This window comes from Vibrio nereis NBRC 15637, from assembly GCF_001591105.1.
GTDB lineage: Bacteria > Pseudomonadota > Gammaproteobacteria > Enterobacterales > Vibrionaceae > Vibrio > Vibrio nereis.
In genome coordinates, this window is the sequence record NZ_BCUD01000021.1 from 1 (window position 1) to 26,764 (window position 26,764).

At 47.6% G+C, this 26,764-nt stretch carries 26 protein-coding genes; 16 read left to right on the forward strand and 10 right to left on the reverse strand.

The features are described 5' to 3' along the window. Positions 1 to 628 precede the first annotated feature (628 nt). From VNE01S_RS16390 to hemC, 4 genes are read right to left on the reverse strand one after another with little or no spacing between them, the layout of a single operon-like run. Positions 629 to 1,807, reverse strand: a complete 1,179-nt coding sequence (locus VNE01S_RS16390) for a heme biosynthesis protein HemY (RefSeq protein WP_053396874.1) — start codon at positions 1,805 to 1,807, stop codon at positions 629 to 631. Further along, entirely contained in the window at positions 1,807 to 3,042 is a 1,236-nt protein-coding gene (locus VNE01S_RS16395) for a uroporphyrinogen-III C-methyltransferase (protein ID WP_053396873.1), read from the reverse strand. The genes VNE01S_RS16390 and VNE01S_RS16395 overlap by 1 nt, the downstream gene beginning before the upstream one ends. Before the next feature lie 3 nt (positions 3,043 to 3,045). Next, positions 3,046 to 3,789, reverse strand: coding sequence for a uroporphyrinogen-III synthase (locus tag VNE01S_RS16400; protein WP_053396872.1), 744 nt, complete (start codon positions 3,787 to 3,789; stop codon positions 3,046 to 3,048). 5 nt (positions 3,790 to 3,794) lie between these two features. Continuing rightward, entirely contained in the window at positions 3,795 to 4,733 is a 939-nt protein-coding gene (gene hemC / locus VNE01S_RS16405; protein WP_053396871.1) for a hydroxymethylbilane synthase, read from the reverse strand. 335 nt (positions 4,734 to 5,068) lie between these two features. On the opposite strand from hemC, the gene VNE01S_RS16410 reads away from it, so the two are divergent. Then, a complete protein-coding gene (locus VNE01S_RS16410; RefSeq protein WP_053396876.1) occupies positions 5,069 to 7,597 on the forward strand; it encodes a class I adenylate cyclase in 2,529 nt (842 codons plus the stop codon). A 77-nt stretch (positions 7,598 to 7,674) separates the two neighbouring features. Here the strand turns inward: VNE01S_RS16410 and cyaY are convergent, their stop codons facing one another. Beyond that, positions 7,675 to 7,989 (reverse strand): iron donor protein CyaY, encoded by a 315-nt coding sequence (gene cyaY / locus VNE01S_RS16415; protein WP_053396870.1) that lies wholly within the window; start codon positions 7,987 to 7,989, stop codon positions 7,675 to 7,677. 75 nt (positions 7,990 to 8,064) lie between these two features. On the opposite strand from cyaY, the gene lptM reads away from it, so the two are divergent. The 7 genes from lptM (at position 8,065) to VNE01S_RS16450 (ending at position 15,240) form a co-directional block, all read left to right on the forward strand. Beyond that, a complete protein-coding gene (lptM, locus tag VNE01S_RS19810; RefSeq protein WP_425597858.1) occupies positions 8,065 to 8,181 on the forward strand; it encodes an LPS translocon maturation chaperone LptM in 117 nt (38 codons plus the stop codon). 38 nt (positions 8,182 to 8,219) lie between these two features. After that, positions 8,220 to 9,473, forward strand: a complete 1,254-nt coding sequence (lysA, locus tag VNE01S_RS16425; protein WP_053396868.1) for a diaminopimelate decarboxylase — start codon at positions 8,220 to 8,222, stop codon at positions 9,471 to 9,473. Positions 9,474 to 9,483: 10 nt separating this feature from the next. Continuing rightward, complete coding sequence (dapF, locus tag VNE01S_RS16430) at positions 9,484 to 10,314, forward strand: diaminopimelate epimerase (RefSeq protein ID WP_053396867.1); 831 nt, start codon at positions 9,484 to 9,486, stop codon at positions 10,312 to 10,314. 6 nt (positions 10,315 to 10,320) lie between these two features. Continuing rightward, positions 10,321 to 11,043: a DUF484 family protein gene (locus VNE01S_RS16435; protein ID WP_053396866.1), complete on the forward strand. Its 723-nt coding sequence runs from the start codon at positions 10,321 to 10,323 to the stop codon at positions 11,041 to 11,043. Further along, on the forward strand, positions 11,006 to 11,944 hold the full coding sequence (gene xerC / locus VNE01S_RS16440; protein ID WP_053396865.1) for a tyrosine recombinase XerC: 939 nt from the start codon (positions 11,006 to 11,008) through the stop codon (positions 11,942 to 11,944). The genes VNE01S_RS16435 and xerC overlap by 38 nt, the downstream gene beginning before the upstream one ends. Beyond that, positions 11,944 to 12,666, forward strand: a complete 723-nt coding sequence (yigB, locus tag VNE01S_RS16445; RefSeq protein ID WP_053396864.1) for a 5-amino-6-(5-phospho-D-ribitylamino)uracil phosphatase YigB — start codon at positions 11,944 to 11,946, stop codon at positions 12,664 to 12,666. Before xerC ends, yigB begins: the two co-directional genes overlap by 1 nt. A 99-nt stretch (positions 12,667 to 12,765) precedes the next feature. Further along, entirely contained in the window at positions 12,766 to 15,240 is a 2,475-nt protein-coding gene (locus VNE01S_RS16450) for a bifunctional diguanylate cyclase/phosphodiesterase (RefSeq protein WP_053396863.1), read from the forward strand. Here the strand turns inward: VNE01S_RS16450 and VNE01S_RS16455 are convergent. Beyond that, the gene (locus VNE01S_RS16455) at positions 15,237 to 15,842 is read right to left on the reverse strand and encodes a tRNA-uridine aminocarboxypropyltransferase (RefSeq protein ID WP_053396862.1); all 606 of its coding nucleotides are present in this window, start codon (positions 15,840 to 15,842) and stop codon (positions 15,237 to 15,239) included. The genes VNE01S_RS16450 and VNE01S_RS16455 overlap by 4 nt on opposite strands. Beyond that, positions 15,843 to 17,381: a COG3650 family protein gene (locus VNE01S_RS16460; protein ID WP_053396861.1), complete on the reverse strand. Its 1,539-nt coding sequence runs from the start codon at positions 17,379 to 17,381 to the stop codon at positions 15,843 to 15,845. Between the two features lie 38 nt (positions 17,382 to 17,419). On the opposite strand from VNE01S_RS16460, the gene VNE01S_RS16465 reads away from it, so the two are divergent. Continuing rightward, positions 17,420 to 17,890 carry an EVE domain-containing protein gene (locus tag VNE01S_RS16465; RefSeq protein ID WP_053396860.1) on the forward strand — a complete coding sequence of 157 codons (471 nt, stop codon included), beginning with the start codon at positions 17,420 to 17,422 and terminating at the stop codon, positions 17,888 to 17,890. Positions 17,891 to 17,931: 41 nt separating this feature from the next. On the opposite strand, the gene VNE01S_RS16470 is transcribed toward VNE01S_RS16465, so the two are convergent. Beyond that, the gene (locus VNE01S_RS16470; protein ID WP_053396859.1) at positions 17,932 to 18,759 is read right to left on the reverse strand and encodes a Cof-type HAD-IIB family hydrolase; all 828 of its coding nucleotides are present in this window, start codon (positions 18,757 to 18,759) and stop codon (positions 17,932 to 17,934) included. 108 nt (positions 18,760 to 18,867) lie between these two features. Then, complete coding sequence (locus VNE01S_RS16475; RefSeq protein ID WP_053396858.1) at positions 18,868 to 19,863, reverse strand: alpha/beta fold hydrolase; 996 nt, start codon at positions 19,861 to 19,863, stop codon at positions 18,868 to 18,870. Positions 19,864 to 19,947: 84 nt separating this feature from the next. On the opposite strand from VNE01S_RS16475, the gene rhtB reads away from it, so the two are divergent. The 7 genes from rhtB to VNE01S_RS16510 all read left to right on the forward strand — a co-directional run bounded on the left by rhtB (position 19,948) and on the right by VNE01S_RS16510 (position 26,248). Then, on the forward strand, positions 19,948 to 20,565 hold the full coding sequence (gene rhtB, locus VNE01S_RS16480) for a homoserine/homoserine lactone efflux protein (protein ID WP_053396857.1): 618 nt from the start codon (positions 19,948 to 19,950) through the stop codon (positions 20,563 to 20,565). Between the two features lie 30 nt (positions 20,566 to 20,595). Further along, the gene (locus tag VNE01S_RS16485) at positions 20,596 to 21,822 is read left to right on the forward strand and encodes an EAL and HDOD domain-containing protein (protein ID WP_053396875.1); all 1,227 of its coding nucleotides are present in this window, start codon (positions 20,596 to 20,598) and stop codon (positions 21,820 to 21,822) included. A 115-nt stretch (positions 21,823 to 21,937) separates the two neighbouring features. Next, positions 21,938 to 22,279 (forward strand): metalloregulator ArsR/SmtB family transcription factor, encoded by a 342-nt coding sequence (locus VNE01S_RS16490; protein WP_053396856.1) that lies wholly within the window; start codon positions 21,938 to 21,940, stop codon positions 22,277 to 22,279. 51 nt (positions 22,280 to 22,330) lie between these two features. Continuing rightward, the gene (locus VNE01S_RS16495; protein WP_053396855.1) at positions 22,331 to 23,332 is read left to right on the forward strand and encodes an ArsJ-associated glyceraldehyde-3-phosphate dehydrogenase; all 1,002 of its coding nucleotides are present in this window, start codon (positions 22,331 to 22,333) and stop codon (positions 23,330 to 23,332) included. A gap of 11 nt (positions 23,333 to 23,343) precedes the next feature. Further along, positions 23,344 to 23,835: a cyclin-dependent kinase inhibitor 3 family protein gene (locus tag VNE01S_RS16500; RefSeq protein ID WP_053396854.1), complete on the forward strand. Its 492-nt coding sequence runs from the start codon at positions 23,344 to 23,346 to the stop codon at positions 23,833 to 23,835. Positions 23,836 to 23,913: 78 nt separating this feature from the next. After that, positions 23,914 to 25,134 (forward strand): organoarsenical effux MFS transporter ArsJ, encoded by a 1,221-nt coding sequence (gene arsJ, locus VNE01S_RS16505; protein ID WP_053396853.1) that lies wholly within the window; start codon positions 23,914 to 23,916, stop codon positions 25,132 to 25,134. 100 nt (positions 25,135 to 25,234) lie between these two features. After that, positions 25,235 to 26,248: an acyltransferase gene (locus VNE01S_RS16510; RefSeq protein WP_053396852.1), complete on the forward strand. Its 1,014-nt coding sequence runs from the start codon at positions 25,235 to 25,237 to the stop codon at positions 26,246 to 26,248. Here the strand turns inward: VNE01S_RS16510 and VNE01S_RS16515 are convergent. Further along, positions 26,245 to 26,574: a DUF2500 domain-containing protein gene (locus VNE01S_RS16515; protein ID WP_053396851.1), complete on the reverse strand. Its 330-nt coding sequence runs from the start codon at positions 26,572 to 26,574 to the stop codon at positions 26,245 to 26,247. The genes VNE01S_RS16510 and VNE01S_RS16515 overlap by 4 nt on opposite strands. Positions 26,575 to 26,764: the final 190 nt, after the last annotated feature.

A 26,764-nucleotide genomic window follows, 5' to 3' on the forward strand; every position in this document is an offset into this window, starting at 1 on the left:
CAAAAGATTTGCCCGTTGACCACACCCCCGAACTAGGCGTCCCCGCCGTCCGCCATTTATTCAGACAAAGCCCTAAACTACGCGTCCCGGCATAAATGCTAGGGCTTTGTCGTATTTGCCATTTATTGCTTATAAATGATGCATAGTACTGAACGATCATCATCTTCTTCATTTTCTCGGCGCTTTCTCATATCGTTTCGTTGTCCGTAAATAGAATACCACTTCTCTTTTGCTGTGAGACGTAAGAGAGTGCATTCCTAACCATGACGCTTAGGGGGTTCAGTATTAACAGCTGTTACCAACGATACCTCTAATCTATGTATTTGTAGGTAAAGGTAATGACTCAAAGCTATGTTCGTCACAGCGTTGTTACCAAGGGCCGATGAACAGCATTGTTTTCTATGCTTTTTGGTGAAAACCAGAAGCTCATCTTCTAGCTTATCGTTTCATTGTCTATTGATAGGGAAAAGGCTATACCGATAGTCTTGTCAGTGGTTCTAGGCATGATCATACTGAGAGTGAAGATGAAACTGTGGACTGGTAGTAAGTCTAATAGATAGGATTCGAGGGTAGTTTACAGACGTAAAAAAGCCGGCTTTGCAAAGCCGGCTTTGGGAGTGAGAGCGTGTTACTCTTGAATCATTGTAAGCGCTTTACGAGACACTTCATGTGCTGCTTTGGTTAAGTTCTGTTTCTCAAGGGCATCGGCTAGGTACGCATAGTCAGAAACGTTCGAGCGCACAGAGAGTGCTTTCTCGAAATGCTCTTGCGCTTCTGTCCATTTTTCATTGCGAAGGTGGAACTGAGCAATAGCACTGTGTGCTTCAGCATTATTACCATCTTTGCGCAGAGCGTCCTCTAGGAATACCACTGCAGGGTGAGTATCAGCAAGGTTCATTTCTGGCAATAGGGCATACAGAGATGAATTTGGATGCTTCTTCAGGTTTTCTTTTACTAGCGTGAAGGCTTCGTTATCCGCTTTTCTGGCAATAAGCTGTTTGGCGAAACACTCTACAAGTTTACTATCTGTTTTTAGCTTTCTTGGTAAGCTATTCCAGTGGGAAATTAACCCTTCACTGCCTTTTTGCTCTGCGATTTCAATCAAAAGGCCGCACTGAGCTCTTTCCGTTAGTTGCAGTTGTTCTTCTTCCGTCAGATTGCTCACTTTGCTTAGGTTTGGCAGCAGGTCCAGTAATGGTTGCCATAACTTAAGCTCAATGTAGACCGTTTTCAGTAAGTTAAGCACAATGCTGTTTTGAGGGTGTGCCGCTTTGAGGTTGGAAAGGGTATCAAAGGCCGCAGCATAGTCTGCTTGGCGGACTTGCTGCTTAGCACGGGTTAATTCAACCGCTAACTGTGCATTGGTTTCTTTGCTGGCAAGTTCTAGGTATTGGTCTCGCTTGGTTGCATCACCCAAGCCTTGCGCGGCTTCAGAAGCAACTAAGTAACATAGAAGAGGCATATCGTGGTATTTCGCCCATTTAGTGGCTTTCTTCTCTGCTTGTTTGAAATCACCTTCCAGTAGTTTGACGATACCTTCATCGGTGTAACGACGAGAGAGGCGGCTCTTACGTGCGCTGAAGTAATTCCAGGTGGAGTTACTTGCGTAGAGTGCTTTCTTGACCAAAAACTCTAGAAAAAACAATGCAGCGAGTGCGGCTATGATAAAGATCACTAGCGTTGTTACACTCATTTCGATGGTTTTCTCCGCGATGGAGATAAGAACATAGCCTTGCTGACCCGAATACTGAGTACCCGCGAACAAGCCTGCCCCTAATACAACGAACAGAAAAATGATACGAAACATTATTTTTCCTCCGTGATGAGTGTAGTGACTTCACGGCGTAGGCGATCTCGGATTACGTCTGACAAGACTTGTTGAGTTTCCAGTTTTACTGGATATTCAACTTGGATCTTCTGCTTGCTTAGCAGTGCAAGGGCGCTGTTGAACTCTTTTACGCTGTTCGATTCTTGATTAAAGAAAGAGCCGGACCATTTATCTGCGGTAGATAGTGCTGTGGTATAGATATCTTGTTGCTCTACGTAAACGGCTTTAATTGCTGTTTCTAATTTTGCTTTAATATTCTCTTTGAGATAAAAGTGCTGCTGAGGCGAAAGGAGAGGGATTACGTTGCCATCTCGTGTACGGAAGGTAATGAAGTTCTCAGAGAAGTCTTTGAGAGACGTCATTAGGTTGTCTTGCCAGTCATTCAGGTCTTCAGAGACGGCTTTCTCTTCGACTTGCTCCGCTTCAGGCAGCAGTGCGTTGGCAAGAGGTAATGAATCGACTTGCTGCTGAAGAGCGGTGATTCGAAGGACCAAACCTTCTCTATCAACTAACGGAATTGTCTTCAGCTGCGTGATGTCTTTTGCCATCGCTTTGCGCAGTGGAACCAGACTTGGATCGTTAAGTGCTGCGATACGTTGGTCTGCACTCTCCATGAGTTCAGTTGCGCTTACAGCGTCATGCTCTAAAAACAGCTTACGTCCTGCCAGTTTGACCAGATAGTCAGCTTCAGCTAAGAGCCAATCGTTAGGTCGACGACCTTTGACGTCAGCCAAAGCAACTTGCAGGCTTTCGATGCTCTTTTGTTGCTGCTCTAGTACGGTATCCGCGCGGTGTGCAATTTCAGTTGCCTTTGCCACAGTTGCTTGCTGAGTCGCCTCTAGATCTTGTTTAAGTGAGCTTTCAGTCTGTGATAGCTGAGACTGTAGTGCTTCTATTTTTGCCTGATATTCCGCGTTTTTTTGTTGCATTTGGAAAGTGAGGCCACCACCAAATAGCAGAGAGATTATGATCGCGATCGTACCCAGTTTGACACCGCGTTTGCCTTGTTTTTCTTCAAAAGCAGGTTGCTGATCTTTCTTTACATCACTTTTTTGTGTGTCTTCGACTTTGCTTTCTGCCGCTTTATTTTCAGCGCTTGGGCTTTCAGTGTCGGTTGCCGCAGTGTCAGCGGTTGAGGCTTGAGCCGTCTCTTCCACTGTGGAGTTGTTTTCTTTCTCAGGTTCAATTTGTCCGTTTTTGTTCTTACTTGTCATTATTTATTGTCCTGTTTCAGTTGACCGGAGAGCAGTCAACAAGTCCTTATTTGAAGCGCTATAGGTGTTTACTACCTTTTTGAAACCTAACTGCAGTGCTTCTTGCTCAATACGTTCACTTGGCACATAAAGCGTTAGCTTAAACAACCAATCTAACTCTAGTTCAGAGAGCTGAGAAACAAAGTGGTTCAATTGCCCCGAACTGGTGATGACCAATTGGTTAACCTTTCTATCCTGCCATAACGGTACGAGTAAATCTGAGCGGAAAGCTATATTTTCTCGTTTGTAAACTTCTCTATATTCAACTTTGGCACCACGTTTTATTAGAGTGTCAAAAATGAGGTCTCTACCGCCATTACCGCGTAAAATTACAATGCGTTTATTGGCCACGTGCTGCAAAACATCCAAACGAAGTAGATGCTCACTGTCACTAATTTCGGGGTAGTGTACTTTTTGTTGTGCGTTTTTGCTTAAAACATGTGCAGATTTTTGACCAACGGCAAGGTAAGTCGCCGCTTTAGGCCAATGAGAGGAAGACGCCAGCATCATTTGATGGGTAAAAGTCACCGCGTGCTGACTGACAGCAATGATGATGTCGAATTGTTCTAGTTCTTTATCAATACCAGAGAGAGAGCTCCCTGGTTTGATAGAGATAAGAGGTTGATGCAGGGCATCAATTCCGGCATCGATTAGCAGTTGGCATAATGCGCTTCCTTGCTCATCAGGTCTAGTAACCAACACTGCCATGTGGATTACTCGTGATCAGCGTACAGCTTAGTCAAAATCTCTCGGGCACCATCTTCAAGTAACTGATTTGCTAGTGTAACGCCCATCGATTCTGCTTGATCGCGTGATCCTTTGATTTCACCTCGAACGACTTTAGAGCCATCAGGTTCACCAACCAGCGCGCGCAACCAAATATCATCGCCGTCAAGTAAGGCGTAACTGCCAATAGGAACCTGGCACCCACCTTCTAACGTTAAGTTCATTGCTCGTTCACATTTAACGCGATCGGCCGTATCTTGGTGGTTTAATGGTTCAAGTAGCTTGAGTAAACGCTCATCATCCAGTCGGCATTCAATACCCACGGCACCTTGTCCAACCGCTGGTAGTGATTGTTCTGGTTCGATAAAGCTGCGAATACGCTCTTCAAGCTTGAGGCGTTTTAGTCCTGCGGCTGCAAGGATGATCGCGTCGTATTCACCGGCATCAAGTTTGCCTAAGCGAGTGCCGACGTTGCCACGTAGCTCTTTGATGATGATATCTGGACGGTATTCTTTTAGCTGACATTGACGGCGTAAGCTGCATGTCCCTACCACTGCGCCCTGGGGTAGTTCATCAATGTTATTGTACGTGTTCGATACAAAGGCATCACGAGGGTCTTCACGTTCACAGATTGTGACCAAGCCCAGACCTTCAGGGAAATCGACCGGGACATCTTTCATTGAGTGAACGGCGAGGTCGGCACGTCCTTCAAGCATGGCGACTTCTAATTCTTTAACGAATAGGCCTTTACCACCCACTTTCGCCAGTGGTGTGTCCAAAATAACATCGCCTTTCGTTACCATTGTCACCAGTTCGACTTCTAGACCAGGGTGAGCAGCTTGTAGGGCGTCTTTAACGAAATAGGCCTGCCATAGGGCAAGCGGACTTTTACGCGTTGCGATACGGATTGGGGAAGTTTGAGTCATGATGTTCTACTGGTTGATTCAACGTAATGGCCCAATCGTACCATTCTGAATCAAAAAGTATTACTGCAATATCTTCAGGATGAATACTTCTTCTTGAGGTTACCGGAGTACATCAAAAGAGTGTGATTAAGCTCTCGTTTGTATCATCGACTATTATAATTAATATGGGTTCCATATCACACTATCTGCACCCTCTCGTATGGCGGGCTATAATGTGGATTCGATCGTACAATTCTTTACCAATTAAAATAAAAGTGTTAGATTGATCACGTTTGATGGGTGCTTTAGATTGCTTTTTCGTCAGAGCGCAACAGGTAATTAACAAGGACTATACCTTGCAGGCTTACACTAAGACTTTAATTCAAAGACTTGATAATCTGAATCAACAACGCACAGATCGTGCGCTGGCACTTATGGATTTGCAAAGTCAGCGTGTATTCCACTTAATTCCTACTCTTCTTCATTTCAACCATCCCTCCATTCCTGGATATTATGCTTCGCAAGTGCCTTACGGTATTTGTGAGTTCGAATTCAATGATGTGCAAAGTCAGTTTGTCGAAGACACCGAGCTGACGATTGGGCAGCCATTAGATACATCGCCAGCGCCTGCTATACATGGTCTTTTTACTATGGGCAGTACCTCATCGATTGGTCAGAGTACTTCCAGTGACTTAGATATTTGGGTGTGTGTTTCATCCATGATGTCGCAAAGTGAGCGTGAATCGCTTACCAATAAGTGCTTGCTGATCACCGATTGGGCACAGACGCAGGGTGTAGAAGCGAACTTTTTCTTGATGGATGAAGAACGTTTTCGTTCCAACCATTCGGAAGAGATGACGGGCGACAACTGTGGTTCGTCACAGCATTTGTTACTGCTGGATGAGTTTTATCGCTCCGCTGTCCGTTTAGCGGGTAAGCGCCTGCTTTGGCAAATTGTGCCACCAGAAATGGAAGAGTGTTACGACGAATACGTTCAGAATCTGTGTAATGATGGTTATATCGATTGTTCGCAGTGGATTGATTTCGGAAAGTTGAATCGTATACCGGCAGAAGAGTACTTTGGTTCGAACCTTTGGCAACTGTATAAAAGTATCGATTCACCGTATAAATCGGTACTGAAAGCGATCTTACTTGAAGCCTATTCTTGGGAGTACCCAAACACTCAATTACTCAGTCTCGATACCAAACGACGTTTCTTCGCTCACGATCCTGACCTTTATAGTATGGATGCATACTATTTGATGTTAGAGAAAGTCACGCGCTATTTAGAACGTATTGGGGATGACACCCGTCTGGATCTCGTTCGTCGTTGCTTCTATTTAAAAACCCACGAGAAGTTATCACGTGAACCAAGCGTTGGTTCTGTGGCCTGGCGTCGTGAAGCACTGGGTGAGCTTGTTCAGCAGTGGCATTGGGATGACACTGTGATTCGTGAGCTTGATGACCGTCGCAATTGGAAGGTTGAGCAAGTAAAGGTGGTGCACCATGCGTTGTTAGATGCATTGATGCAAAGCTACCGTAACCTTATTCAGTTCGCTCGTCGCAACGATATTACCTCGGCGATCAGCCCACAAGATATTAGCGTGTTGGCTCGAAAGCTCTACGCAGCGTTTGAAATCTTGCCGGGTAAAGTTACCTTGCTAAACCCGCAAATCTCTCCCGATTTGCATGAGCCGGATTTAACCTTTATTGAAGTGCGTCCAGGCAGAACCAACAAGCAGGGTTGGTATCTTTATAAGCAGCCGCTGACACCCCATCGAATTATCGGTTGTGCTCCGTTAGAGCATAACGAGTACCTGAGTAAATTAGTGGCATGGTCATTCTTTAATGGTTTGATCACCGAATCGACTCGACTGCATTCCGTTGTGCGTGATGCTCACCTTGATATCGATAAGTTCTATCAGATGGTGAGTGATTTGCGTAACACCTTCTCTTTGCGTAAACGTCGTCCGACGATGCAAGCGCTGGCGAGCCCGTGTGAAATTAGCCAGTTGGCGATGTTCATCAACTTTGAGAATGACCCTACCGCTGAATTGAGTGGGAAGACGCTCAAATTGGACCCGAAAAACACCGACATTCTTAGCTTTGGTCAAGAGCAAAAGTGCCTAGTGGGAAGCGTGGATCTGGTCTATCGTAACTCATGGCAAGAAGTACGTACTTTGCACTTCAAAGGCGAAACGTCCATGTTGGATGCGCTAAAAACCATCTTAGGCAAAATGCACCAAGACGCGTTGCCACCGGAGTCGGTGGACGTTTTCTGCTACTGCAAGAATTTACGCGGTGTGATGCGTAATATGGTTTACCAGTTATTGGCGGAATGTATCGACTTGCGTTTGAAGCCGATTGAGCAAGAAAAGCGTCGCCGTTTTAAAGCAATGCGCATTGGCCAGCAGACGTATGGCTTGTTCTTCGAACGGCGTGGCGTCTCGGTGCAGATGCTCGAAAACTCCGTCGACTTCTACCGCAGTATTTCAACCAACAAGCTGAAAGGCTCTCCGCTGCTTATGTTGGATAAAGAGCAAGACTATCAGCTGCCGGATGCGGTGGATGGTTTTGCCAGTGAAGGCTTAATCCAGTTCTTTTTTGAAGACAGTGAGCAGGGCTTTAACATCTATGTGTTGGATGAAGCCAACCGCGTCGAAGTGTATCACCAGTTTAGTGGTGAGAAAGACGAGATGATCGCCAGCGTGAATAGCTTCTATACCTCGGTGCAAGATGACAACAAACTGTCGTCTAAATTTATTAACTTCAATCTGCCCCAGTACTACCAAATTGTCCACCCAGAAGAAGGGGATGCGTACATTGTGCCTTATCGCAGCGATAGCTCTGGGTATTCCAAGCACAATAAAATCGTAAACGCGTAGTCGTTATCATCATATAAACAAAGAGGCCATCAAACGATGGCCTCTTTGTTTTTGATAGTGAGAGTCTTAGCGCCGACTTACGGCCACTCGATCTCTTCATCCGCGTGCTTTTCACATTCTTGCTTCACCATCGCAATCAGTTCAACGCCCGTTTTAGAACAAATCCACTTTTCATCGACAAAAGCAAAATGGAAACCGCCTGATTTTGAGGCAAGCCAAATCTCTTTCATTGGTTCTTGGCGGTTGATGATAACCTGGCTGCGGTCTTCAAAATCCAGCGTCATAACGTTGCCAGTTACCTCGTAATCGATGTCCGCACCTGAATCATCAATCATTTCTTCGATGATTTGCATTTGAACATCAACCAACTGATGAAATTCAGTATCGTTCATCTTGTCTATCCTATTGCTTTTCCTGAGTGTGGTGCGATTATAGGGGGCATTGAACAAATAATCACGATAGAACCGATGAAAAAATCAATCTTAGCTCTGTTTATTGTCTCGGTACTTGGCTTGGCTGGCTGTGGCCAAACAGGGCCATTGTACATGCCTGAAGAGACACCGCAGAACGAGCAGCCGTCATAACAACTATTCAGTGATATCAGAATATAAGGGAAAGCACTTTGGATTACTTCAACTATCAGGATGATGGCCAGCTCTGGGCCGAGAATGTCGCATTATCTGATTTGGCGCAGCAATATGGTACGCCACTTTACGTTTATTCAAGAGCCACGTTAGAGCGCCATTGGCACGCGTTTGACAAGTCTGTTGGCGCGCATCCGCACTTAGTTTGTTATGCCGTGAAGGCGAACTCAAACCTGGGTGTATTAAATGCGCTGGCGCGCCTGGGATCTGGTTTCGATATTGTTTCTGGCGGTGAGCTAGAACGAGTACTGGCCGCTGGTGGTGATCCGAGTAAAGTGGTCTTTTCTGGTGTGGGTAAAACCGAAGAAGAGATGAAGCGTGCACTGGAAATGGGCATTAAGTGCTTTAATGTCGAGTCAGAGCCAGAGTTAGAGCGCTTGAATAAGGTCGCAGGAGAGCTGGGTGTTAAAGCACCGATTTCACTGCGTATTAACCCAGATGTGGACGCCAATACTCACCCTTATATTTCCACTGGTCTGCGTGACAACAAGTTTGGGATCGCATTTGACCGAGCCCCTGCCGTATACAAATTTGCCTCCAGCCTAGAGAACTTGAATGTAAAAGGTATTGATTGCCATATTGGTTCTCAGCTAACAGACATTGAACCCTTTATCGATGCGACAGACCGTTTATTGGCGCTGATCGATGACTTGCAAGCACAAGGCATCAGCATCGAGCATTTGGACGTTGGTGGTGGCCTAGGTGTGGTTTACCGCGATGAACTGCCACCAGAACCGTCAGAGTACGCCAAAGCGCTACTGGGTCGTTTGGAAAATCATCAAAATCTAGAACTTATCTTCGAACCTGGCCGAGCGATTGCTGCCAATGCGGGCGTTCTGCTGACCAAGGTTGAGTTCCTAAAGCATACCGAGCACAAAAATTTTGCGATTATCGATGCCGCGATGAACGACTTGATGCGTCCGGCGCTTTATCAAGCATGGCAAGATATTGTGCCAGTTAAACCGCGTGAAGGTGAGGCGGTGACTTACGACCTAGTCGGCCCAATCTGTGAAACGGGTGACTTCCTAGGTAAAGACCGTACGTTAGTTCTGGAGCAAAATGATGTGTTAGCGGTACGCTCTGCTGGGGCATACGGCTTTGTGATGTCGTCAAACTACAACACGCGCACCCGCGTTGCGGAAGTGATGGTGGATGGCGACAAAGTCCACTTAGTACGTCAGCGTGAAGAATTGTCCAGCTTGTGGGCGTTAGAGAACATCCTTCCGGAGTAATGGGAGCTTTATGCATTTCCACTTTTCAAAAATGCATGGTTTGGGTAACGACTTTATGGTCGTGGATTGTATTACCCAAAACATCTTCTTTTCCCCTGATTTGATCCGCCGCTTGGCGGATCGCAATAAAGGGGTGGGTTTTGACCAGCTGTTGGTGGTTGAGGCTCCTTATGATCCTGAAACCGATTTCCACTATCGAATCTTCAACGCAGACGGCAGTGAAGTCGAACAGTGCGGTAACGGCGCGCGTTGTTTTGCCCGTTTTGTGCGAATGAAAGGGCTGACCAACAAGTACAGCGTTAGCGTTAGTACCAAGAAAGGGAAAATGGTCCTCAGCATCGAAGATGATGATCAGATCACCGTTAATATGGGTGTGCCTGAATTTGAGCCAAGTAAGATCCCTTTCAAAGCCAAGCAAATGGAGAAAACGTATATTCTCCGTACCGAAGATAAAACCCTCTTCTGTGGTGCCGTCAGCATGGGCAATCCCCACGTTGTGACCGTGGTCGATGATGTGGCAACAACGGATGTGGATACTCTAGGTCCTTTGCTTGAGTCGCACGAACGTTTCCCGGAAAGAGTGAATGCTGGCTTTATGCAAGTACTTAGCCGCGATGAAGTCAACTTACGGGTTTACGAACGTGGTGCGGGTGAAACGCAAGCTTGTGGGAGTGGCGCCTGTGGGGCTGTGGCTGTGGGGATCCTGCAAGGATTATTGGATGAGGCTGTCACGGTTAATTTACCTGGCGGTTCATTGCATATCCGCTGGCAAGGACCAGGTAAGCCGCTGTATATGACGGGGCCAGCCACGCATGTATTTGATGGCCAGTTAAGTTGCTAAACAAGAATGACTAAAGAAATTGAAGTATCCCAAGTGGAAGAAGACGCGTTGACCGCTGAGGTGGTCGCCGCGTATTTGCGTGATAGACCTGACTTTTTTAAAACTCGACCTGAACTCGTGGATCGCCTCGCGTTACCGCTTCAGGAGCAGGGCGCGGTTTCGCTTGTTCATGTGCAAATGAATCGCCAGCGTCAACGCATCGAAGAGCTGGAGGAAGAGATTACCGTCCTTATGTCTCTGGCCAAAAACAACGACAGAACGTTTCATGAGTTCATGGGGCTGCAAGAGCAGATCTTGAAATGTGATGCTTTGTTAGAGGTGGTGAAAGCGATTGAAGAAATGGCGAAGTCGCTTGGTTTAGTGGCATATGTGCGTTTATTTGATAGTGAATTGAGCTACTACCAGCTGAATAAAGACTCTTTCCAACGCTTTTCGACCAATCACCTCAATGGGAAAGATGCCTACTTAGGCCGTATGCGTAAAGTCGACCGTGAACTCTTGTTTGGTGACAACAGCCATGCACCCGAAATGGGCTCCTATGTCGTGCTACCTCTATACGGAAAATCTCCGCAAGGGATTTTAGCGTTTTCAAGCACCGATGGTGGGCATTTCCAGCCACATATGGATACCTTATTTTTGCGTCACCTTGCACTTGTTCTTTCACACTTAATTCAATACCTACCTTGGCAGAATGAAGAAGACAAACGAATCAGCAGTACCTCTGCCTAACAGCCTTCAAAAGCCCCTTGAACGTTTCTATGAATACCTAAGAAGCGAAAAGGGGTTGAGCTTACATACCCAACGAAACTACAAGCAGCAGTTAGAAACCATGGCTCAGCATCTGGTACATCTAGGGCTCAAAGAGTGGTCTCAGGTTGATGCCGGTTGGGTCCGTCAACTCGCCAGCAAAGGCATGCGCGATGGCATGAAAGCCAGTAGCTTAGCGACGCGATTGTCTTCCCTGCGTAGCTTTTTCGATTTCCTCATCTTGCGCGGTGAGATCAGTGCCAACCCGGCGAAAGGGGTCTCTGCACCACGTAAAAAACGGCCGTTGCCAAAAAACTTGGATGTGGATGAAGTTGGTCAGCTGCTTGAAGTCGATGAGTCGGACCCATTATCGGTGCGTGATCGGGCGATGATGGAGCTGATGTACGGCGCAGGACTACGACTGGCCGAAATGGTCAGCGTTAACGTTAAAGACGTGCGGTTGTCGTCTGGTGAGCTGAGAGTGGTGGGTAAAGGGGATAAAGAGCGCAAAGTCCCGTTTTCTGGCATGGCAGCAGAGTGGGTCGGCAAGTGGTTAAAAGTCCGCGGTGCGCTGGCCGAACCGGGTGAGCCCGCGTTGTTTGTCTCTAAACTTGGTGTGCGGATTTCGCATCGCAATGTTCAGAAGCGTATGGCCGAGTGGGGACAAAAGCAGTCGGTGGCCAGCCATATTAGCCCCCACAAACTGCGTCACTCATTTGCCACACACGTGCTAGAGTCGAGTAATAACCTTCGTGCTGTGCAAGAGCTGCTAGGGCATGAGAATATTTCGACCACGCAGATCTATACTCACTTGGATTTCCAACATTTAGCCGAGGTGTACGACCAAGCGCACCCAAGAGCGAAAAAGAAAGGAAAAGACTGATGCAGTTTTATCGCCACTTAGGTCCTATTCAAGCCATGACGTTTGACTTAGATGACACTCTCTATGACAACCGTCCGGTTATTCGTCAGGTAGAAGCACAAATGGCGGCGTGGCTGCATAAGTATCATCCTATCTCTGCGATAAAGCCGCTCAGCTGGTGGAACCACATCAAGCGCCAAGTGGCTCAGGAAGACGATTGGCTACCTAACGATGTCACCTTGTGGCGCTTCAAGCAGATTGAACATGGCTTAACGCTGTTGGGGTATGAGCCCGAGCAAGCGACACAGGCCGCCAATGACGCGATTGAGGAAGTTTTGCGTTTACGCAGTGATTTCACCGTACCGCAAAAAGCGCACTCCATTCTCGGACAATTGGCCGAGCGAATCCCCTTAGTGGCGATTACCAACGGCAATGTGGATGTGAAAAGAATCGGACTCGACCCTTACTTCTCATTAACCTTAAAAGCCGGTCCCGATGGATACGCAAAGCCGCACCCTGACTTGTTTCAAAAAGCGGCTCAACACCTGAACTTACCCAATGAATCGATCCTTCATGTCGGGGATCACTTAGTCACGGATGTGCTTGGTGCTAAGAACAGTGGTTTTTCCGCCTGTTGGTTTAATGAGGGCGAGGAAGACATCTTCAACCTAACGAAAGCAAAGGTTCTACCAGATGTAGAAGTAAAATGTTTGAAGGATTTGTTACTTTTCATTGAGAGATAAGTCAATTCTGCTAGATTATATGCTCACTCTCTTTTCGCATGTAGATTGGGATATAAGCGAAATCACTCTTTAGGCATTTCAATGCCTTAGGATAACAGGATGCACACTTACTCAACGTTGGTATCGGATGACCAACAGTTAATAACCTTTTTAAAGCAATTCTCTAAGCACAGTGGCGGCTCATACTTAATACAGGTCTTGTCATCACAGACCGAAAAAGTTGCGGCTGGCTACGCTTCCCTTTTAAGTGCGCATTTTCCAGAGAGCGAAATTATTGGTCACAGCACTCGGCATGTCATCTTTGAAGGACAAATTCATGACAACAGCAGTTTGATTGCGATTTCTCAATTCCAACATACGCAACTTTCTTCTGCCGTGGTGGCGTTAAATCACTCTCCCTCACAAGATGTACAGGCGCTCGCCGAGCAGCTTAACCTTCAGCCCTCAACTAAGCTGGTGATCAGTTTTTCTCAGTTAAACCCAAGCTGGGAATCCCATATCTACAATCTCTTTGGTGAAAAATACGATATTCCCGTGTGTGGTGGGCTCGCGATCAGCGTGGATGACAGAAAACCGTGGTTACTAAAAGGTGATACGCTGTATCACAATGCCACGGTTGCTATTGCCTTACATAGCGACGTTCTGCAAGTGTGGCGTAATGCCTTTTCAGAATGGAATGCCATTGGTACGCCACTGCGTATTACGGAGGCACATGGCAATCTCATCCGCTCTATCAACTATGAGCCGACCTTGTCTGTATACCAAGCTCGTCTATCCGATAATCGCGCACTGACGCTAGAGCAAATCCAAAGTTTTCCGTTGCAGCGCGATAACCAACAAATTTGTTTGCCGACCAACCTGTGTACCGATGGCAGCATTGAGTTCGATCAACCGGTCGCTCTGGGTGAGGAAATGCGCCTGTGCTACAACCACCCCTCTCTGACGTTGGAGCAAGTTCGCCATGATATGCAAACGCTGGCAGAGCACAACCCTGAGTCTATTTTTATCTACAACTGTGAGTCCCGCCTGAACTTCATCGAAGGTGCGACGGAAATTAAGCTGTTTGATAAGTTTGACTCGTGTTGTGGCTCTTTTTGTCAGGGGGAGCTCTACCGCCACCAGCAACAAAGTATTTTGAGTCACAGCATGACTTACGTGGCACTCAGTGAAGACAGCTCAAGGCCCGCACTGGACGTTGATATTGACAAAGATGTCCCGATTTCGCCCCTGTTTCACCTAATTCGCCACTCCATTGACGAGTTGAATGACCAACGTATTGACGTGGAAAATAAGCTCGCCAAGCAGACAGAAAAGCTGATTAACAGCTATCGCATTGACAAGCATACCGGGTTAAAAAACCGCGTTGCTTTGCAAGAGCGACTCAAGTCCGTCGATAAATCGGAACACATCATTACCTTGAAGCTGACCAGTTTCCATCAAGTGAACGAAAAGTACGGTTATCAAGTGGCGGATGAACTCATCCATGACTTGAGTGAGTATTTTGTTGAACGACTGAAGCGTAAGCGCGGTAATGAATTCGTAGACAACTTTTACTACATAGGCACGGCCGAATGGGCCATCGTTTTTCGTTCCAATATGCGCAGCGAGTTGATCAAGCGAGAGTTCTCGCGCTTTGTCGACCAAATTGAACACATCAATTTTGAGCCCTACGGGTTACCGGAAGTTGATCACCTTTCTGTCTCTATTATTGGTGGTATCGCCAGCGTCGCGGATTTTCCTGATATTTCCGGTGATGAGTTGCTACTTAAGGCCATCGATGCAAGGCGACAAGGAAAGGTGCGCAATACTCATTTTACCAACGCGAAAGACTGTGCGGTGACCAAAGACGAATACCAGGATCGGTTGGAGCTGATGGGCATCGTGAGCCGCGCGATTTTAAATCAGCGAATCATCACCTTCAGTCAGCCAATTTTTGCCGCCCATAGCCGAGAACAGGTTTCGCAAGAATGTCTGGTACGGATTGAGGACGAAGGAGAAATTATCTCTCCCGGCCGTTTCCTGCCCATCATTGAAGGGACTCACCTGTACACGCGTTTAAGCCGCTATATGATGGAGTCCACTTTGGGTTATATGGCCAATCGGCAAGAGTCGTTTTCAATCAATTTGTCTCCTCAAGATATGCTGAGTGACAGAACCTTGTATCTGCTTGAGCAAGCGGTGCTTAAAATGAATGATCCTCGCCGATTAGGCATTGAAGTTCTGGAATCCGAACAAATTAAAGACTTTGCCCGCATGAAAGAAGTCTGTGGGCACTTTAGTAAAATGGGCGTACGGATTGTGGTGGATGACTTTGGTTCGGGGTACTCAAACATTGATGAGATTTTGCGACTGGAGCCCGATGTGATTAAGCTTGATGGCAGCTTGATTAAGACCATCGACAAAGACCAGAAGCAGCGCCAAATTACTGGGCAATTGGTGCAGTTGTGCAAGGTGATGAACGCCAAAACGGTGGCTGAGTTTGTGCACAACCAAGAAGTCTGTCGCGTCGCGGAAGAATTAGGGGTCGACTACCTGCAAGGCTTCTACCTAGCGGAGCCGACACGCCTGTTTTAACTTTTGTATGGATGGCCGCTTTTGTCGGCCTGAAACACTTGCATGTAATGGGTAAAAAATTGCATTAAACGATCGGCTTGCTCTTCCTCTCCTAATGCTCTGATCACCTCAGCACCGACTTCCAATGTGCACAGATGGCCTTCATTTTGATTACGACGCAACTGGTAGACCGAGCTGGTGGTCGGGGTGATGTGTACCAGTGGCAAGGCCTGAAGCCAGGCACTTTTTCGTAGCATTTTTTTCGCTTCTTGCCATGTCCCATCTAAGACGATAAAGAGCGGTTTTTTCTGCTTTATCTTGACGGTATCGCTATGGACGCGGCTGACCGAGACGCTCTCTTCCCCAGGAAAAAGCAGGTAGGGCACCAAGTTTGGGTTGTCGAGTAATTTGAGTAACTCTGTACAAGGTGCCTTGCGCTGCCAAATGTGTCGGCTAGATGAAGGCATGGCGGCGAGTAGCCATCGGCCAGTATTCGTGTCGCGGTTGAGTTCGTTTTCGTGCATCAGTAGCGCGACATGTGCGTCAATGCTGAGTTTAGGCACGCACTGACACACACAGTTAAACGACAGGCCACACGTAGGGCATGGGGTCTGACTACCCATTTATAGCGCAACTCCACCCTGATGCGGTGTTAAACCGTCAGAAAACAGCTGAACTTCGCTGATTTCATCGTAGTTCGCGACAGGTGCGACACTTGGGTTCAGCGGGTAACTGACTTCGTTGTGCTGCAAAATATGCTGGTTTGGGGTCGCGCCGCCACCGCTGACAAACATCACTAAGTCTTGCCATGATTCACTGGCATTCTTACCTAAGTTGATCGGGGTACGAACTAAAGTAATGCGGCTGTTAAAGCGCCACTTCTGCTCGTGGTTTTCGAAAATCAGCAGGGTGCAACCGCCGGAGCCACACCAATCCAGTTGTGCCAGCAGTTCTTTGTTGCCATCGCCATTGAGGTCATACGTGAGCCAGCGGTAGCGTGTGCCAGTTGGATCGGTCTTGTGCATTCTAAAGTATTCGCGTATCGCGCGGTCTACCTTGGGATTAAAGTCCGCACTGGATGGGATCTTTGCCGCGGTTAGCTCTCGATTTGGCATGGGTTGATCACCATAACTAAGCGCCTGCTTAGACTGAAAGAGTGTCATGCCGCCATCGGCGATGTCATACACAACGTCACCGACTTTCTCTTTTTTTGTTGTCAGTTGGTAGCCATCACGCGTGTAGATACGTTCTGAATTCAGCGGTTGGCTTTGAAGCTGTGTACCCACCACCTGAACTTGGTCTGGATTGAGTTGTTGCCAGAAACCTTTTTCCACCGTATCGGCCTCGCCACTCAGGTAGCTGTATGTGGTTTGGGCTGTATGGTCAGGTTTTAACTGCATAGTCACGTTAAAAGGTGTGCCTTTTGTGGCTTGGGCCTGATAACTTGCTGCCCAATCTTGCGTGGCATCCTGGTTCGATAAAGTGGCACAGCCTTGGTACGTCTTATCGTTGAGTGTGAAAGTGGCTTTCCACCCATAGAGGCTGTCGCTCATTCCGTCTACGCAGCTATGCTGTTTGAGTTCAAGCTGACCACCATCAAATTGATAACGGCGTTTGTCTCGCTCAATGCGGCTGGATGTTAGGGTTAAGGCTCGCTGTTTTTCGCCGGGCTGGTTAAACATCAATTGGTCGTGGTCAAAACTGACCGACCAGAAAGGTTCGTTACCAAACGCTCGGGTTGGTTTGGCTGCTAAGTCGCAGCGGGCTGGGTTTTCAGCGGTGAGGAGATTGATTTGGTCAACAACGAATTGAGCACGGTAGTCAGAAGCGAACCCATCTTTTTCTGCCGATTTTAAATGGCCAATCACTTCACCATACAGGGGGGAATAAGGGGCATGAACTAACGCTAAACCTTGCTGAAAACGGTCATGAGAAAGGTCAAGCCAGTATTGATTTTGGCTGCCACATGGCGTGATTGTGCGAACCTCGTGACCAAGCACGATTTGACCTCGCATCACAAATGTTTGCGGTTTTACCGAGGCGGGTTTGTCCAATGTGGCTTGGGGTTGCGCAGGCGGCGTTTCTTCAACCACGGGGGTATTGGAGCATGCCTGGAGAGCCAGCAAAGTAGCCAGCGCGACTGGGTTTTGCAACGCCTTCATGTTATATCTTCCTCATTCAAAATCACTCGGAAGTCATTATGGCATATTGGTTATTTAAAACAGAACCAGACACCTTCTCAATTGACACTCTTCGCACACAATCGACCTCTTGTTGGGAAGGAGTGCGCAACTATCAAGCAAGAAACATGATGCGTGATGAGGTTAAAGAGGGTGACTTGGTACTCATTTATCATTCATCGTGCAAGAAGATTGGTGTCGCGGGCATTGCTCGAGTGATCAAAGAAGCGTATCCCGACCACTTTGCGTTTGATCCAGACAGTGAGTATTACGACCCAAAATCGACGCCGGACAACCCTCGCTGGGTGATGGTGGACATCGAGTTTGTGCGTAAAACGGAGCGACTGATCCCGCTTACGCTATTAAAGTCGATGCCGGAACTGGAAAATATGTCGTTGGTGAAACGTGGTAACCGACTTTCGATCATGCCGGTGAGTGAAGAAGAGTGGCAGACGATCCTGACGAAAGAAAAGCTCCCCAGCCAGCGATAACCAAAAAGGGCAGCACTTTGCTGCCCAATGATGTGTCGTACTTAAAATAAGTGTGTGTGTAGGTAATGAGCTACGGCGTCATCTTCGTTACTGCCGATCACTTCGTTGTCTGGTAGCGCGTTCATCACCTTATGGTGTGATGTCCCCATCACTAACCCTTTACCTGCCATCGACAGCATTTCCACATCGTTCATGCCATCACCAAACGCAATGCAGTTTTCGAGAGAAAGATTGAGTGATTGCGCGACTGCGTTCAGCGCGTCCCCTTTAGAGACTTCGGCGGCCATCACTTCTAAACACCATGGTGTAGAGAACGCGATGTTCAGTTTGTCACCGAAGGCTTCACGCAGCTTGTTTTCAAACGTCACCAAGTGTTCATGGTCTTGCTCTGGGTGAGTAAAGAACACCTTGGCTACACCTTCTACCGGTGCGTTATCAGCGTTAAAACGCGTGTAGCTAAACCCCGATTCGCTGTGGAGTTTCGCCAGTGTTTCGTCTTCACGGTCCAGTAACCACTCCTCATCTTTATACATGTGGATAAAGATGTTCGGATCGTTTTTGATCACATCGATCACGGGTTGAACCAGCTCTTGTGGGACATTGCGGCTGTACATCAGTTGATCATTTTGGTCGTGCACGCGAGCGCCGTTCGAGGTGATCATATACGCCGGAATACCAGAAATTTCTCTGATCCCAGCCACATCCACATGATGACGTCCAGTCGCAAAGATGAAGGTATACCCTTTATTGTATAGCTCTTTGAGAGTCTGTTTGGAAAAGTCACTCAGCTGGTGGTTTGGGGCCAGTAACGTGCCATCAAGGTCAGAAGCAACAATGCGGAATGGCGTTTCTTTGCGTGTTTCGGTCATATTACCCTCGTAATCATGCGTAGTTCGACCCAAATAGGGTTGAAGGGTAGTGTACTGGAACATAAAGAGGAAAAAGAGGGTAAAGATCACCCTCTCTCTTTTCCTATTTTAACCGTGGCGTTGCGCGAAGAAGTGGATAATGGCATCCAGCGCTTGGTTACGATGCTCGTCGGTTTCAAATAGCAGCTCGTGGCGTGCACCATACACAATTTGCATCGCACACTTGGGGTTGGTCTTGGCGAGTTTCTTAATAAAACGCAGTTGATGGGCGTTAGATACAATCTGATCATCACCCGCTTGCAGCAGCAGGAGCGGGATTTTGAGTTGTCTGGTCATCAGAATGCACTGCTTGGAAGACATCAGCCCTTGCCAGACCCAACGTGTGCTGGCTCCGCCAATTTTGAGCTCTGGCCTTTGTTCGTATAAGTCACGGAACCAGTGATAGCGCACAGAGCTTTGACTTAAAAAATTGCCGTCAAAAGGTTTGGGGAAGTAGGATTCTTGCCCTGGTGCAAAAGTCGGTTTCGGGTAGTAAGCCGTGAGCAGCTGGCCCAAAAAGGTTGCAATAGGCTTTAGATGCCAAGGCAGGTTCACGCCAAACATCGGTGCGCTTAAGGCGATGGCACTGAATGGGTGCTCTGGGTAGGTTTGCACATAGCGCGTGGCAATATTTCCCCCCATGGAATGGCCAAGCAGATAACAGTTGTCGTATTGGCTTACATCGAAATGCCTCACCAGTAAATTCAAATCCTTCACATAGTCTTCGAATTCTTCGACGTAGCCCATCTCTTTGTCTTCGATAAGGCGATCCGACAGCCCTTGGCCACGGTGATCGTAAGAATAAATGTCGTACCCCTGCTGAAAGAGATCGCAAAACAACTCCTGATATTTCCAGGTACACTCAATACGACCATTCACTATCACTATGGCTTTGCGGTGTTCAGGGTTGGTGAGTTTTATCCAGAAAAGCTTGGTGTTATCGAAAGTTTTAAAATAACCGTCTTCTCGTGAGTGCCAGAGTGCGCTTATTCGACCATTGATCGCTTGCTCAAAATCTGACTCTTGAGTATAAGGAGCTGTATTGACGGAACTCGGAGTATTCATGATTAGGGATAGCCTAGAGAGTTCTATTCTTTAACTAAGCTAGATTATGTGTGCCCAACACGCGTTAGTCGAGAGGAAAACACTATGGATATACATGTTTGGTTGGCTTATGTGGTCACCGCCGTTGTTTTTAGCCTGGCCCCTGGATCGGGTACGGTCAACTCGATCAGTAACGGCCTGAGTTATGGTACACGTCGGTCTTTAGCGGCGATTGCAGGGCTGCAGATTGGCTTAGCCATTCATATCATGTTGGTGGGAGCGGGAATTGGTGCACTGGTTGCCCAATCGGCATTGGCATTTAGTGTGATTAAGTGGGTCGGGGCGGCCTATTTGGTTTGGCTAGGTGTACAAAAGTGGCGTGATAAAGAAAGCCTATCGACATCAGAGACGGATCAAGCTTTATCGAGTTTGTCCTTGATGAAGAATGCCGTATTGATTAACCTGACCAACCCGAAATCTATTGTCTTTTTGGTGGCTCTGTTTCCTCAGTTCATCGACCCAGCGAAAGATCAGCTGACGCAGCTTGCGGTATTGGGGATAACAACGGTGTTGATTGATGCGATGGTGATGCTAGGTTACACCTCGCTGGCGTCACAAATGGGCCGTTTTATTCGCTCTGAAAAGGTAATGAGCAAAATTAACAAACTCTTTGGTTCCATGTTTGTTGGCTGCGGCGCTTTGTTAGCGTCAGCAAAAGCATAATTCGTAAAAAGGTCGATAATGCAGCAATTTATGCGTGAAACATATGTCGCGAGGCAGCCTATTCTTAACGCAAAGCGACAAACCTTAGGGTATGAGTTGCTGTTTCGTGACGGCGAAAATAACGCCTATCCTGCACATATCGAGTCCAATCGAGCGACGTACCGCCTGATCGTTGAAAATTTCTTGTCGATTGGTACCAACCCGTCGCTCTACAACTCACGTTGCTTTATTAACTTTCCGCACGAAAGCCTTATCCGTCGGCTGCCGATGATCCTGCCTAAGAATAAGGTCGTGATTGAAATACTCGAGACCTGTACGCCCAACGATGAGTTGTTTGAAGCGGTAAAAGAAATCAGTCGAGCGGGCTACCTGATCGCTCTGGACGATTTTATTTATAGTCCGGATTGGGAACGATTCCTGCCTTTTGTACAAATAGTGAAACTCGACATCATGGCGATGGGGTTAGAGGCGGCGTGTGATTTAGTCAAAGCGCGTCTCTCTAGCGGAGTTAAGCGCAAATTTTTGGCCGAAAGGGTTGAAACCGAAGAGGAATTCTTGGCGACGCGTTCAGCCGGCTTTAGCTTTTTCCAAGGCTACTTTTTCAGTAAGCCAGAAATCAGCCGACAAAGTTACCTCAGCCCCGAGCACGTCATTGCGATGGAACTGTTCCGCGAGGTGTGTAAGCCGGACGTCGATTTTGAAAAAGTCGAAGCGATTGTGGCGAAAGATGTGTCGCTCTCATACAAGCTGCTGCGCTTTGTGAATACCATGTCCGATCGGCTGGAAGTGACGATCTCCTCATTCCGCCAGGCGTTGATTTATCTCGGCCAAGATAGGCTGAAGGTTTTTGTCTCTCTCGCGGTTGCGTCGTTCATTTCAAGCCGAAAGCCGAAAGAGCTTTATACCCTGTCGTTGCAACGTGCTCAGTTTTGTCAGCTGATGGCGGCAAACAACCCTTTTAGCCAGTACCGTGATCAAGCCTTTTTGATCGGTCTCTTCTCGATGCTGGATGCGCTTTTAGATACTTCAATTAACGACGTTGTGGCTCAGTTGCCTTTAAACTCTGCCATTAAACAGGCGCTGCTAGAACGTCAAGGGCCTTATGGTGTGCTGCTTTGCATTGAAGAGTGCTATGAACGCGCGGACTGGCAAGGAATGCAAATGGCGTGTAACCAACTCGACCTGTGTGTCAACGAAGTGATGCTGAAAATCTCTCAAGCTCAGCGCTGGAGTCAGGACGTCAACAGCATCGTTTAGGCTCACTTCTTTTCCCTCGCAATTCATGAATCTTTTGTGACAATCAGTCTGCTTGGATTGATTTCGTCTCTCTCTTATTTAAAGATATACGCATATCCATATATGAGTATGTTTTATGTTGCCTCACCAGTTTTTTAAGTTGTTGTCTGACGAAACGCGCGTGCGCTGCTTGATGCTGATTGTGCGTGAAGAGTGTTTGTCTGTAGGAGAGCTCACCGAAGCCCTGCAGGAAAGTCAGCCAAAGATTTCCCGTCATCTGGCTCAGTTACGCTCAAACGGCATTTTGACCGATGTACGTCAGGGGCAGTGGGTGTTTTATCGTTTGTCGTGTGGATTACCCGGCTGGATGAGAAAACTGATTGATGATTTGGTGGCGTCAAACTGCCTGAAAACCGAGTACCAGCTCGATATAGAAAGACTTCATACCATGCAGGCCCGTCCTGTGTGCTGTCAGTAATTCGATATGAATTAATTGAAACAAATAGTTTGAAATGGAAGAGATAGAATTATGACGATTAAAGTAGGTATTAATGGCTTTGGCCGTATTGGCCGTTTAGCACTCCGCGCCGCTTTCGATTGGGAAGAGCTTGAGTTTGTGCAAATTAATGACGTGGCAGGGGATGCCGCGACCCTTGCGCATCTGCTTGAGTTCGATTCAGTACAAGGCCGTTGGCACCACGAAGTCAAAGCGGAAGGCAGCGAGATCGTGATTAACGGTCAAGTGATTAAAACCACGCAAGAGAAAGAGATTGGTGCGATTGATTGGTCGGGCTGTGATGTGGTGATTGAAGCAACCGGCGTGCACCGCAAAACATCGCTCCTGAACCAGTACTTAGAGCAAGGCGTGAAGCGTGTGGTGGTGTCGGCACCGGTGAAAGAAGAGGGTGTGGCAAACATCGTGGTGGGTGTGAATGACGATATCTTTGACCCTGCTATCCACAAAATTGTCACTGCCGCGTCTTGTACCACCAACTGTATCGCGCCAGTCGTGAAAGTGATCCATGAAAAACTGGGTATTGAGCAATCGTCATTTACCACCATTCATGACCTAACGAATACCCAAATGATTCTGGATGCGCCGCATAAAGACCTACGTCGTGCTCGCGCGTGTGGCATGAGCCTGATTCCGACCACGACAGGCTCCGCGAAAGCCATCGTCGAAATTTTCCCTGAGTTGAAAGATAGAATTAACGGCCACGCGGTGCGCGTACCGCTGGCGAATGCGTCTCTAACGGACATCATCTTCGACGTGAAGCGTGATACCACAGCAGAAGAAGTGAATGCGTTACTAAAAGAAGCCTCGGAAGGGGAGCTAAAAGGCATCCTGGGCTTTGAAGAGCGTCCACTGGTCTCTATCGATTACAAAGGCGACCAGCGCTCAACGATTGTTGATGCACAATCCACCATGGTCGTAGGCAGCCGTATGGTGAAGATCTACGCTTGGTACGACAACGAAATGGGCTACGCAACGCGCACCGCTGAGCTGGTTCGTAACGTGGGTTTGGCATAAGGAGCATCGCAATGACACATCCAACATGGCAATTAAACGTTGATTCTGGCGCATTAGTACTGACGCCGTGCCCGGGCACGAAAGAGGTAGACCTAGAGACCGCGCTCACTCAGCTTAAGCAGCAAGGGGTCGAAGCGATCGTGACGGCACTGGATACGCAGGAGCTGGCGAGCAAAGGCGTTTCTGAGCTGGGTGAGAAAGCTCAGCAATTGGGTATGCAGTGGTTTCAGATCGAGATCGAAGATGACTGTGCACCTGGCGCCGAATTCATGGCTAAGTGGCAACAAGCAAGCCCGGCTCTGCATCAGGTGATTGATAATGGTGGCAAAGTCGCGATGCATTGTATGGGTGGCTCTGGCCGAACAGGCTTACTGGCGGCGCATTTGCTACTCGAAAAAGAATGGCAGTTAGACGACATCGTACGTGAAGTGCAAGCACTGCGTCCGGGGGCGTTTACCAAGCCTGTTCAGGTGGATTACATCCAACAGGTCGCGGAAAAGTAGCAGTACCCAGAGCTTTTGGATCATGGGTGTCCAAAAGCTCTTAGAGCTGCACAAGCATATTGAACAGGTAGGAACATCATGTTCTCAAATCTAAGTAAAAGTGTTCGCCAATACATGCTGGTGACGTTTAATTATTGGAACTTCACCATCACGGATGGGGCTCTGCGAATGTTGGTGGTGCTGTATTTCCACGACCTTGGTTATAGCACGTTAGAAATCGCCTCACTGTTCCTTTTCTATGAATTTTTTGGTGTGGTAACCAACCTGATTGGCGGCTGGCTGGGGGCGCGTCTTGGGTTGAACAAGACCATGAACTTAGGTCTGGCGATGCAAATTATCGCACTGGTGATGCTGGCGGTACCGAATGTCTGGCTGACCATTCCTTGGGTGATGGCGGCGCAGGCTCTGTCGGGGATTGCGAAAGATCTCAATAAGATGAGCGCCAAGAGCTCGATTAAGACCCTAGTGCCTGATGAACAACAAGGCGCACTCTATAAATGGGTGGCAATTTTAACCGGCTCGAAAAACGCACTGAAAGGGGCGGGCTTCTTTATCGGTGGTTTGCTGTTGTCGCTGGTGGGCTTTAAGTATGCGGTGTTACTGATGGCGGGTGTGCTCTCCTTAGTCTTCATCGGCAGCGTGCTGGGCCTTGAAAGCAATATGGGTAAAGCCAAGAACAAGCCTAAGTTTCATCAGATCTTCTCCAAGTCGAGTTCGATTAATATCTTATCCGCAGCGCGCATGTTCTTATTTGGTGCTCGCGATGTGTGGTTTGTGGTTGCGTTGCCCGTTTATCTCGGCAGTGTGTTTGGCTGGGATCACCTCTGGGTCGGTGGCTTTCTCGCTAGCTGGGTCGTGGCCTACGGTTTTGTGCAGGGCATCGCACCTAAAATCACGGGCAAAGCGCAAGGTAAAGTACCGGATGGCAGTGCCGCGTTGTGGTGGGCTGGGTTACTAGCGATCATTACCGCAGGTATTGCCTATGCGGTGCAAATTGGTTGGCAACCACAGTTAGTGATTGTGGTAGGGCTAATGATCTTTGGTGCGGTGTTTGCGGTGAACTCTTCGTTGCACTCATATCTGATAGTGAGCTACGCCAAGGGCGACGGTGTCTCTTTGGATGTCGGTTTCTACTACATGGCGAATGCAATGGGACGACTCATCGGCACCATTCTCTCTGGTTGGGTTTTCCAAATCGCTGGCTTAGCTGCGTGTTTGTGGGTTTCGTTTGCATTTTTAGCACTGACGACGCTTATCTCAATCAAGTTACCTAAGGTGAGCCAACCCGCAACTGCTTAATATTCACAGACATATTGATAACTTAAAGCTGACTTAGGGACGTCCTGAGTCAGCTTTTTTATTGCTATAGTCTTTTTGATAAAGAGAAAAAGGTGTCTACATGAGAGAACGAGTCCTATTTTTTGACCTGCTGCGCTGTGTTGCGGCCGTGGCGGTGATCGCGATTCATGTCTTGGCACCTTATCGACATGAACTCGGTAATATTCCCTTTGGTGAGTGGGCGACGGCAGTGGTCACCAACAGCGTGACTCGTTGGGCGGTTCCGGTGTTTATCCTGATTACCGGCGCGTTGATGCTGAATGACCGCCGGCCGTTTAATATGGAATATTACGTCAAAAGGCGCTTAGGTAAGGTTGTGATTCCCTTTGTGCTTTGGTCTTTGTTTTATGCGTATTTGTCGGGCTGGAGTGCGACTGGCTTTGATGGTGAGATTGCGCGAGAAACGCTGGTGAACGCATTTGCCCACGAAACGTATTATCACTTGGGCTTTTTCTATTATTTCATCCCTCTCTATTTTGTGATTCCGATGTTCCAATGGTTGGTCAAAAGCGGTGATGAGACGACATTGGTGATTTTCGTGATTGGTTGGCTTATCACGACAACGTTTTATTTGTTTGGTTTTGATGGGCCATGGAGTGTCGAATTGTGGCTGTACAGTGGCTATTTACCGCTTGGCTATTTGCTGTGGAAGAAGGTGCCACCAACAGCGTGGACGTTGGTCGTTTTTATCGTTTTGGGCGTGATGGCGTTGGGCTTAACGGCGGAGATGGTGATCAGTAATAGTATGGCGGCAGAAAGGTACACGGTCGGGCGTTGGCTATCGTATAAAACGCTCAATGTGGTATTGGCTGCCAGTATGATTTTTATTGTCTGTCGTCATGTTGGAGAGAGGCTTAATCCATCCGCCAGCCGCATCGTGAGTTTCATTAGCCAGCACAGTCTTGGGATTTATTTGCTCCATCCGATTTTCCTCTGGCCGATGAAAGCCTACGGCTGGTATGAGGGCCACCCAGCGTGGGTGATCCCTGTTTGGGTGGTATTGAGTGGTGCTGGTGCGTTGGCAACAAGTTGGTTGCTTTCCCGTTCTGAAAAAACGCGCTGGGTACTGCCTTAGCGGTTCATGGCAAAGTGTAGAAACTTATCGCCTTGGTAAGTGAGTTTGCCTTTGTCGCCTGGGTTAAGCGCATGGAAGTAATGAACGCCAACCTGAAATTCGCGTTTGGGCCCAATTCGCCCTTTTTGTACATAGATCCAAAATTCTTGCTCATCCTGTCCTGGTGACGCATCGGGAATATCGATAGCTTGTTTATCTAATATCACTACTTCAACGGTTTGTTCAGGCGCGCCTTGTCCTTGAATGTGTTTGCGAAAAAAGTGGCTGAATGCCCAAGCGCTAGCAAGAATAAACAGCAAAATAGCAATAACCATTGAAATTGGCATAGTGGATCCTCCTTGTGAGTAAAAATGATTCTAGCGCTTATTTCTATTTGATATGTCGCTCAGAGCGACTGTGTGACAACTCAATATGAGCCTGATTGAGTTTATTAGAGGCAAATCACATGGGTTTTGGAAAATTGTCAGTATGCTGATATAGCTAGTTATTGATTCATATAGATTAAATACCTTTAAG

Excerpts from the sequence above, each read along its gene's own strand:
- VNE01S_RS16435 (WP_053396866.1), top strand. The coding sequence starts at position 10,321 with ATGACTAAAGAAATTGAAGTATCCCAAGTGGAAGAAGACGCGTTGACC.
- dapF (WP_053396867.1), top strand. The coding sequence starts at position 9,484 with ATGCATTTCCACTTTTCAAAAATGCATGGTTTGGGTAACGACTTTATG.
- VNE01S_RS16455 (WP_053396862.1), bottom strand. The coding sequence starts at position 15,842 with ATGGGTAGTCAGACCCCATGCCCTACGTGTGGCCTGTCGTTTAACTGT.
- hemC (WP_053396871.1), bottom strand. The coding sequence starts at position 4,733 with ATGACTCAAACTTCCCCAATCCGTATCGCAACGCGTAAAAGTCCGCTT.
- VNE01S_RS16390 (WP_053396874.1), bottom strand. The coding sequence starts at position 1,807 with ATGTTTCGTATCATTTTTCTGTTCGTTGTATTAGGGGCAGGCTTGTTC.
- VNE01S_RS16485 (WP_053396875.1), top strand. The coding sequence starts at position 20,596 with ATGCGTGAAACATATGTCGCGAGGCAGCCTATTCTTAACGCAAAGCGA.
- VNE01S_RS16395 (WP_053396873.1), bottom strand. The coding sequence starts at position 3,042 with ATGACAAGTAAGAACAAAAACGGACAAATTGAACCTGAGAAAGAAAAC.
- VNE01S_RS16460 (WP_053396861.1), bottom strand. The coding sequence starts at position 17,381 with ATGAAGGCGTTGCAAAACCCAGTCGCGCTGGCTACTTTGCTGGCTCTC.
- rhtB (WP_053396857.1), top strand. The coding sequence starts at position 19,948 with ATGGATATACATGTTTGGTTGGCTTATGTGGTCACCGCCGTTGTTTTT.
- lptM (WP_425597858.1), top strand. The coding sequence starts at position 8,065 with ATGAAAAAATCAATCTTAGCTCTGTTTATTGTCTCGGTACTTGGCTTG.
- VNE01S_RS16450 (WP_053396863.1), top strand. The coding sequence starts at position 12,766 with ATGCACACTTACTCAACGTTGGTATCGGATGACCAACAGTTAATAACC.
- VNE01S_RS16490 (WP_053396856.1), top strand. The coding sequence starts at position 21,938 with ATGTTGCCTCACCAGTTTTTTAAGTTGTTGTCTGACGAAACGCGCGTG.
- VNE01S_RS16495 (WP_053396855.1), top strand. The coding sequence starts at position 22,331 with ATGACGATTAAAGTAGGTATTAATGGCTTTGGCCGTATTGGCCGTTTA.
- arsJ (WP_053396853.1), top strand. The coding sequence starts at position 23,914 with ATGTTCTCAAATCTAAGTAAAAGTGTTCGCCAATACATGCTGGTGACG.
- xerC (WP_053396865.1), top strand. The coding sequence starts at position 11,006 with ATGAAGAAGACAAACGAATCAGCAGTACCTCTGCCTAACAGCCTTCAA.
- yigB (WP_053396864.1), top strand. The coding sequence starts at position 11,944 with ATGCAGTTTTATCGCCACTTAGGTCCTATTCAAGCCATGACGTTTGAC.
- VNE01S_RS16470 (WP_053396859.1), bottom strand. The coding sequence starts at position 18,759 with ATGACCGAAACACGCAAAGAAACGCCATTCCGCATTGTTGCTTCTGAC.
- cyaY (WP_053396870.1), bottom strand. The coding sequence starts at position 7,989 with ATGAACGATACTGAATTTCATCAGTTGGTTGATGTTCAAATGCAAATC.
- VNE01S_RS16465 (WP_053396860.1), top strand. The coding sequence starts at position 17,420 with ATGGCATATTGGTTATTTAAAACAGAACCAGACACCTTCTCAATTGAC.
- VNE01S_RS16400 (WP_053396872.1), bottom strand. The coding sequence starts at position 3,789 with ATGGCAGTGTTGGTTACTAGACCTGATGAGCAAGGAAGCGCATTATGC.
- VNE01S_RS16475 (WP_053396858.1), bottom strand. The coding sequence starts at position 19,863 with ATGAATACTCCGAGTTCCGTCAATACAGCTCCTTATACTCAAGAGTCA.
- VNE01S_RS16515 (WP_053396851.1), bottom strand. The coding sequence starts at position 26,574 with ATGCCAATTTCAATGGTTATTGCTATTTTGCTGTTTATTCTTGCTAGC.
- VNE01S_RS16510 (WP_053396852.1), top strand. The coding sequence starts at position 25,235 with ATGAGAGAACGAGTCCTATTTTTTGACCTGCTGCGCTGTGTTGCGGCC.
- VNE01S_RS16500 (WP_053396854.1), top strand. The coding sequence starts at position 23,344 with ATGACACATCCAACATGGCAATTAAACGTTGATTCTGGCGCATTAGTA.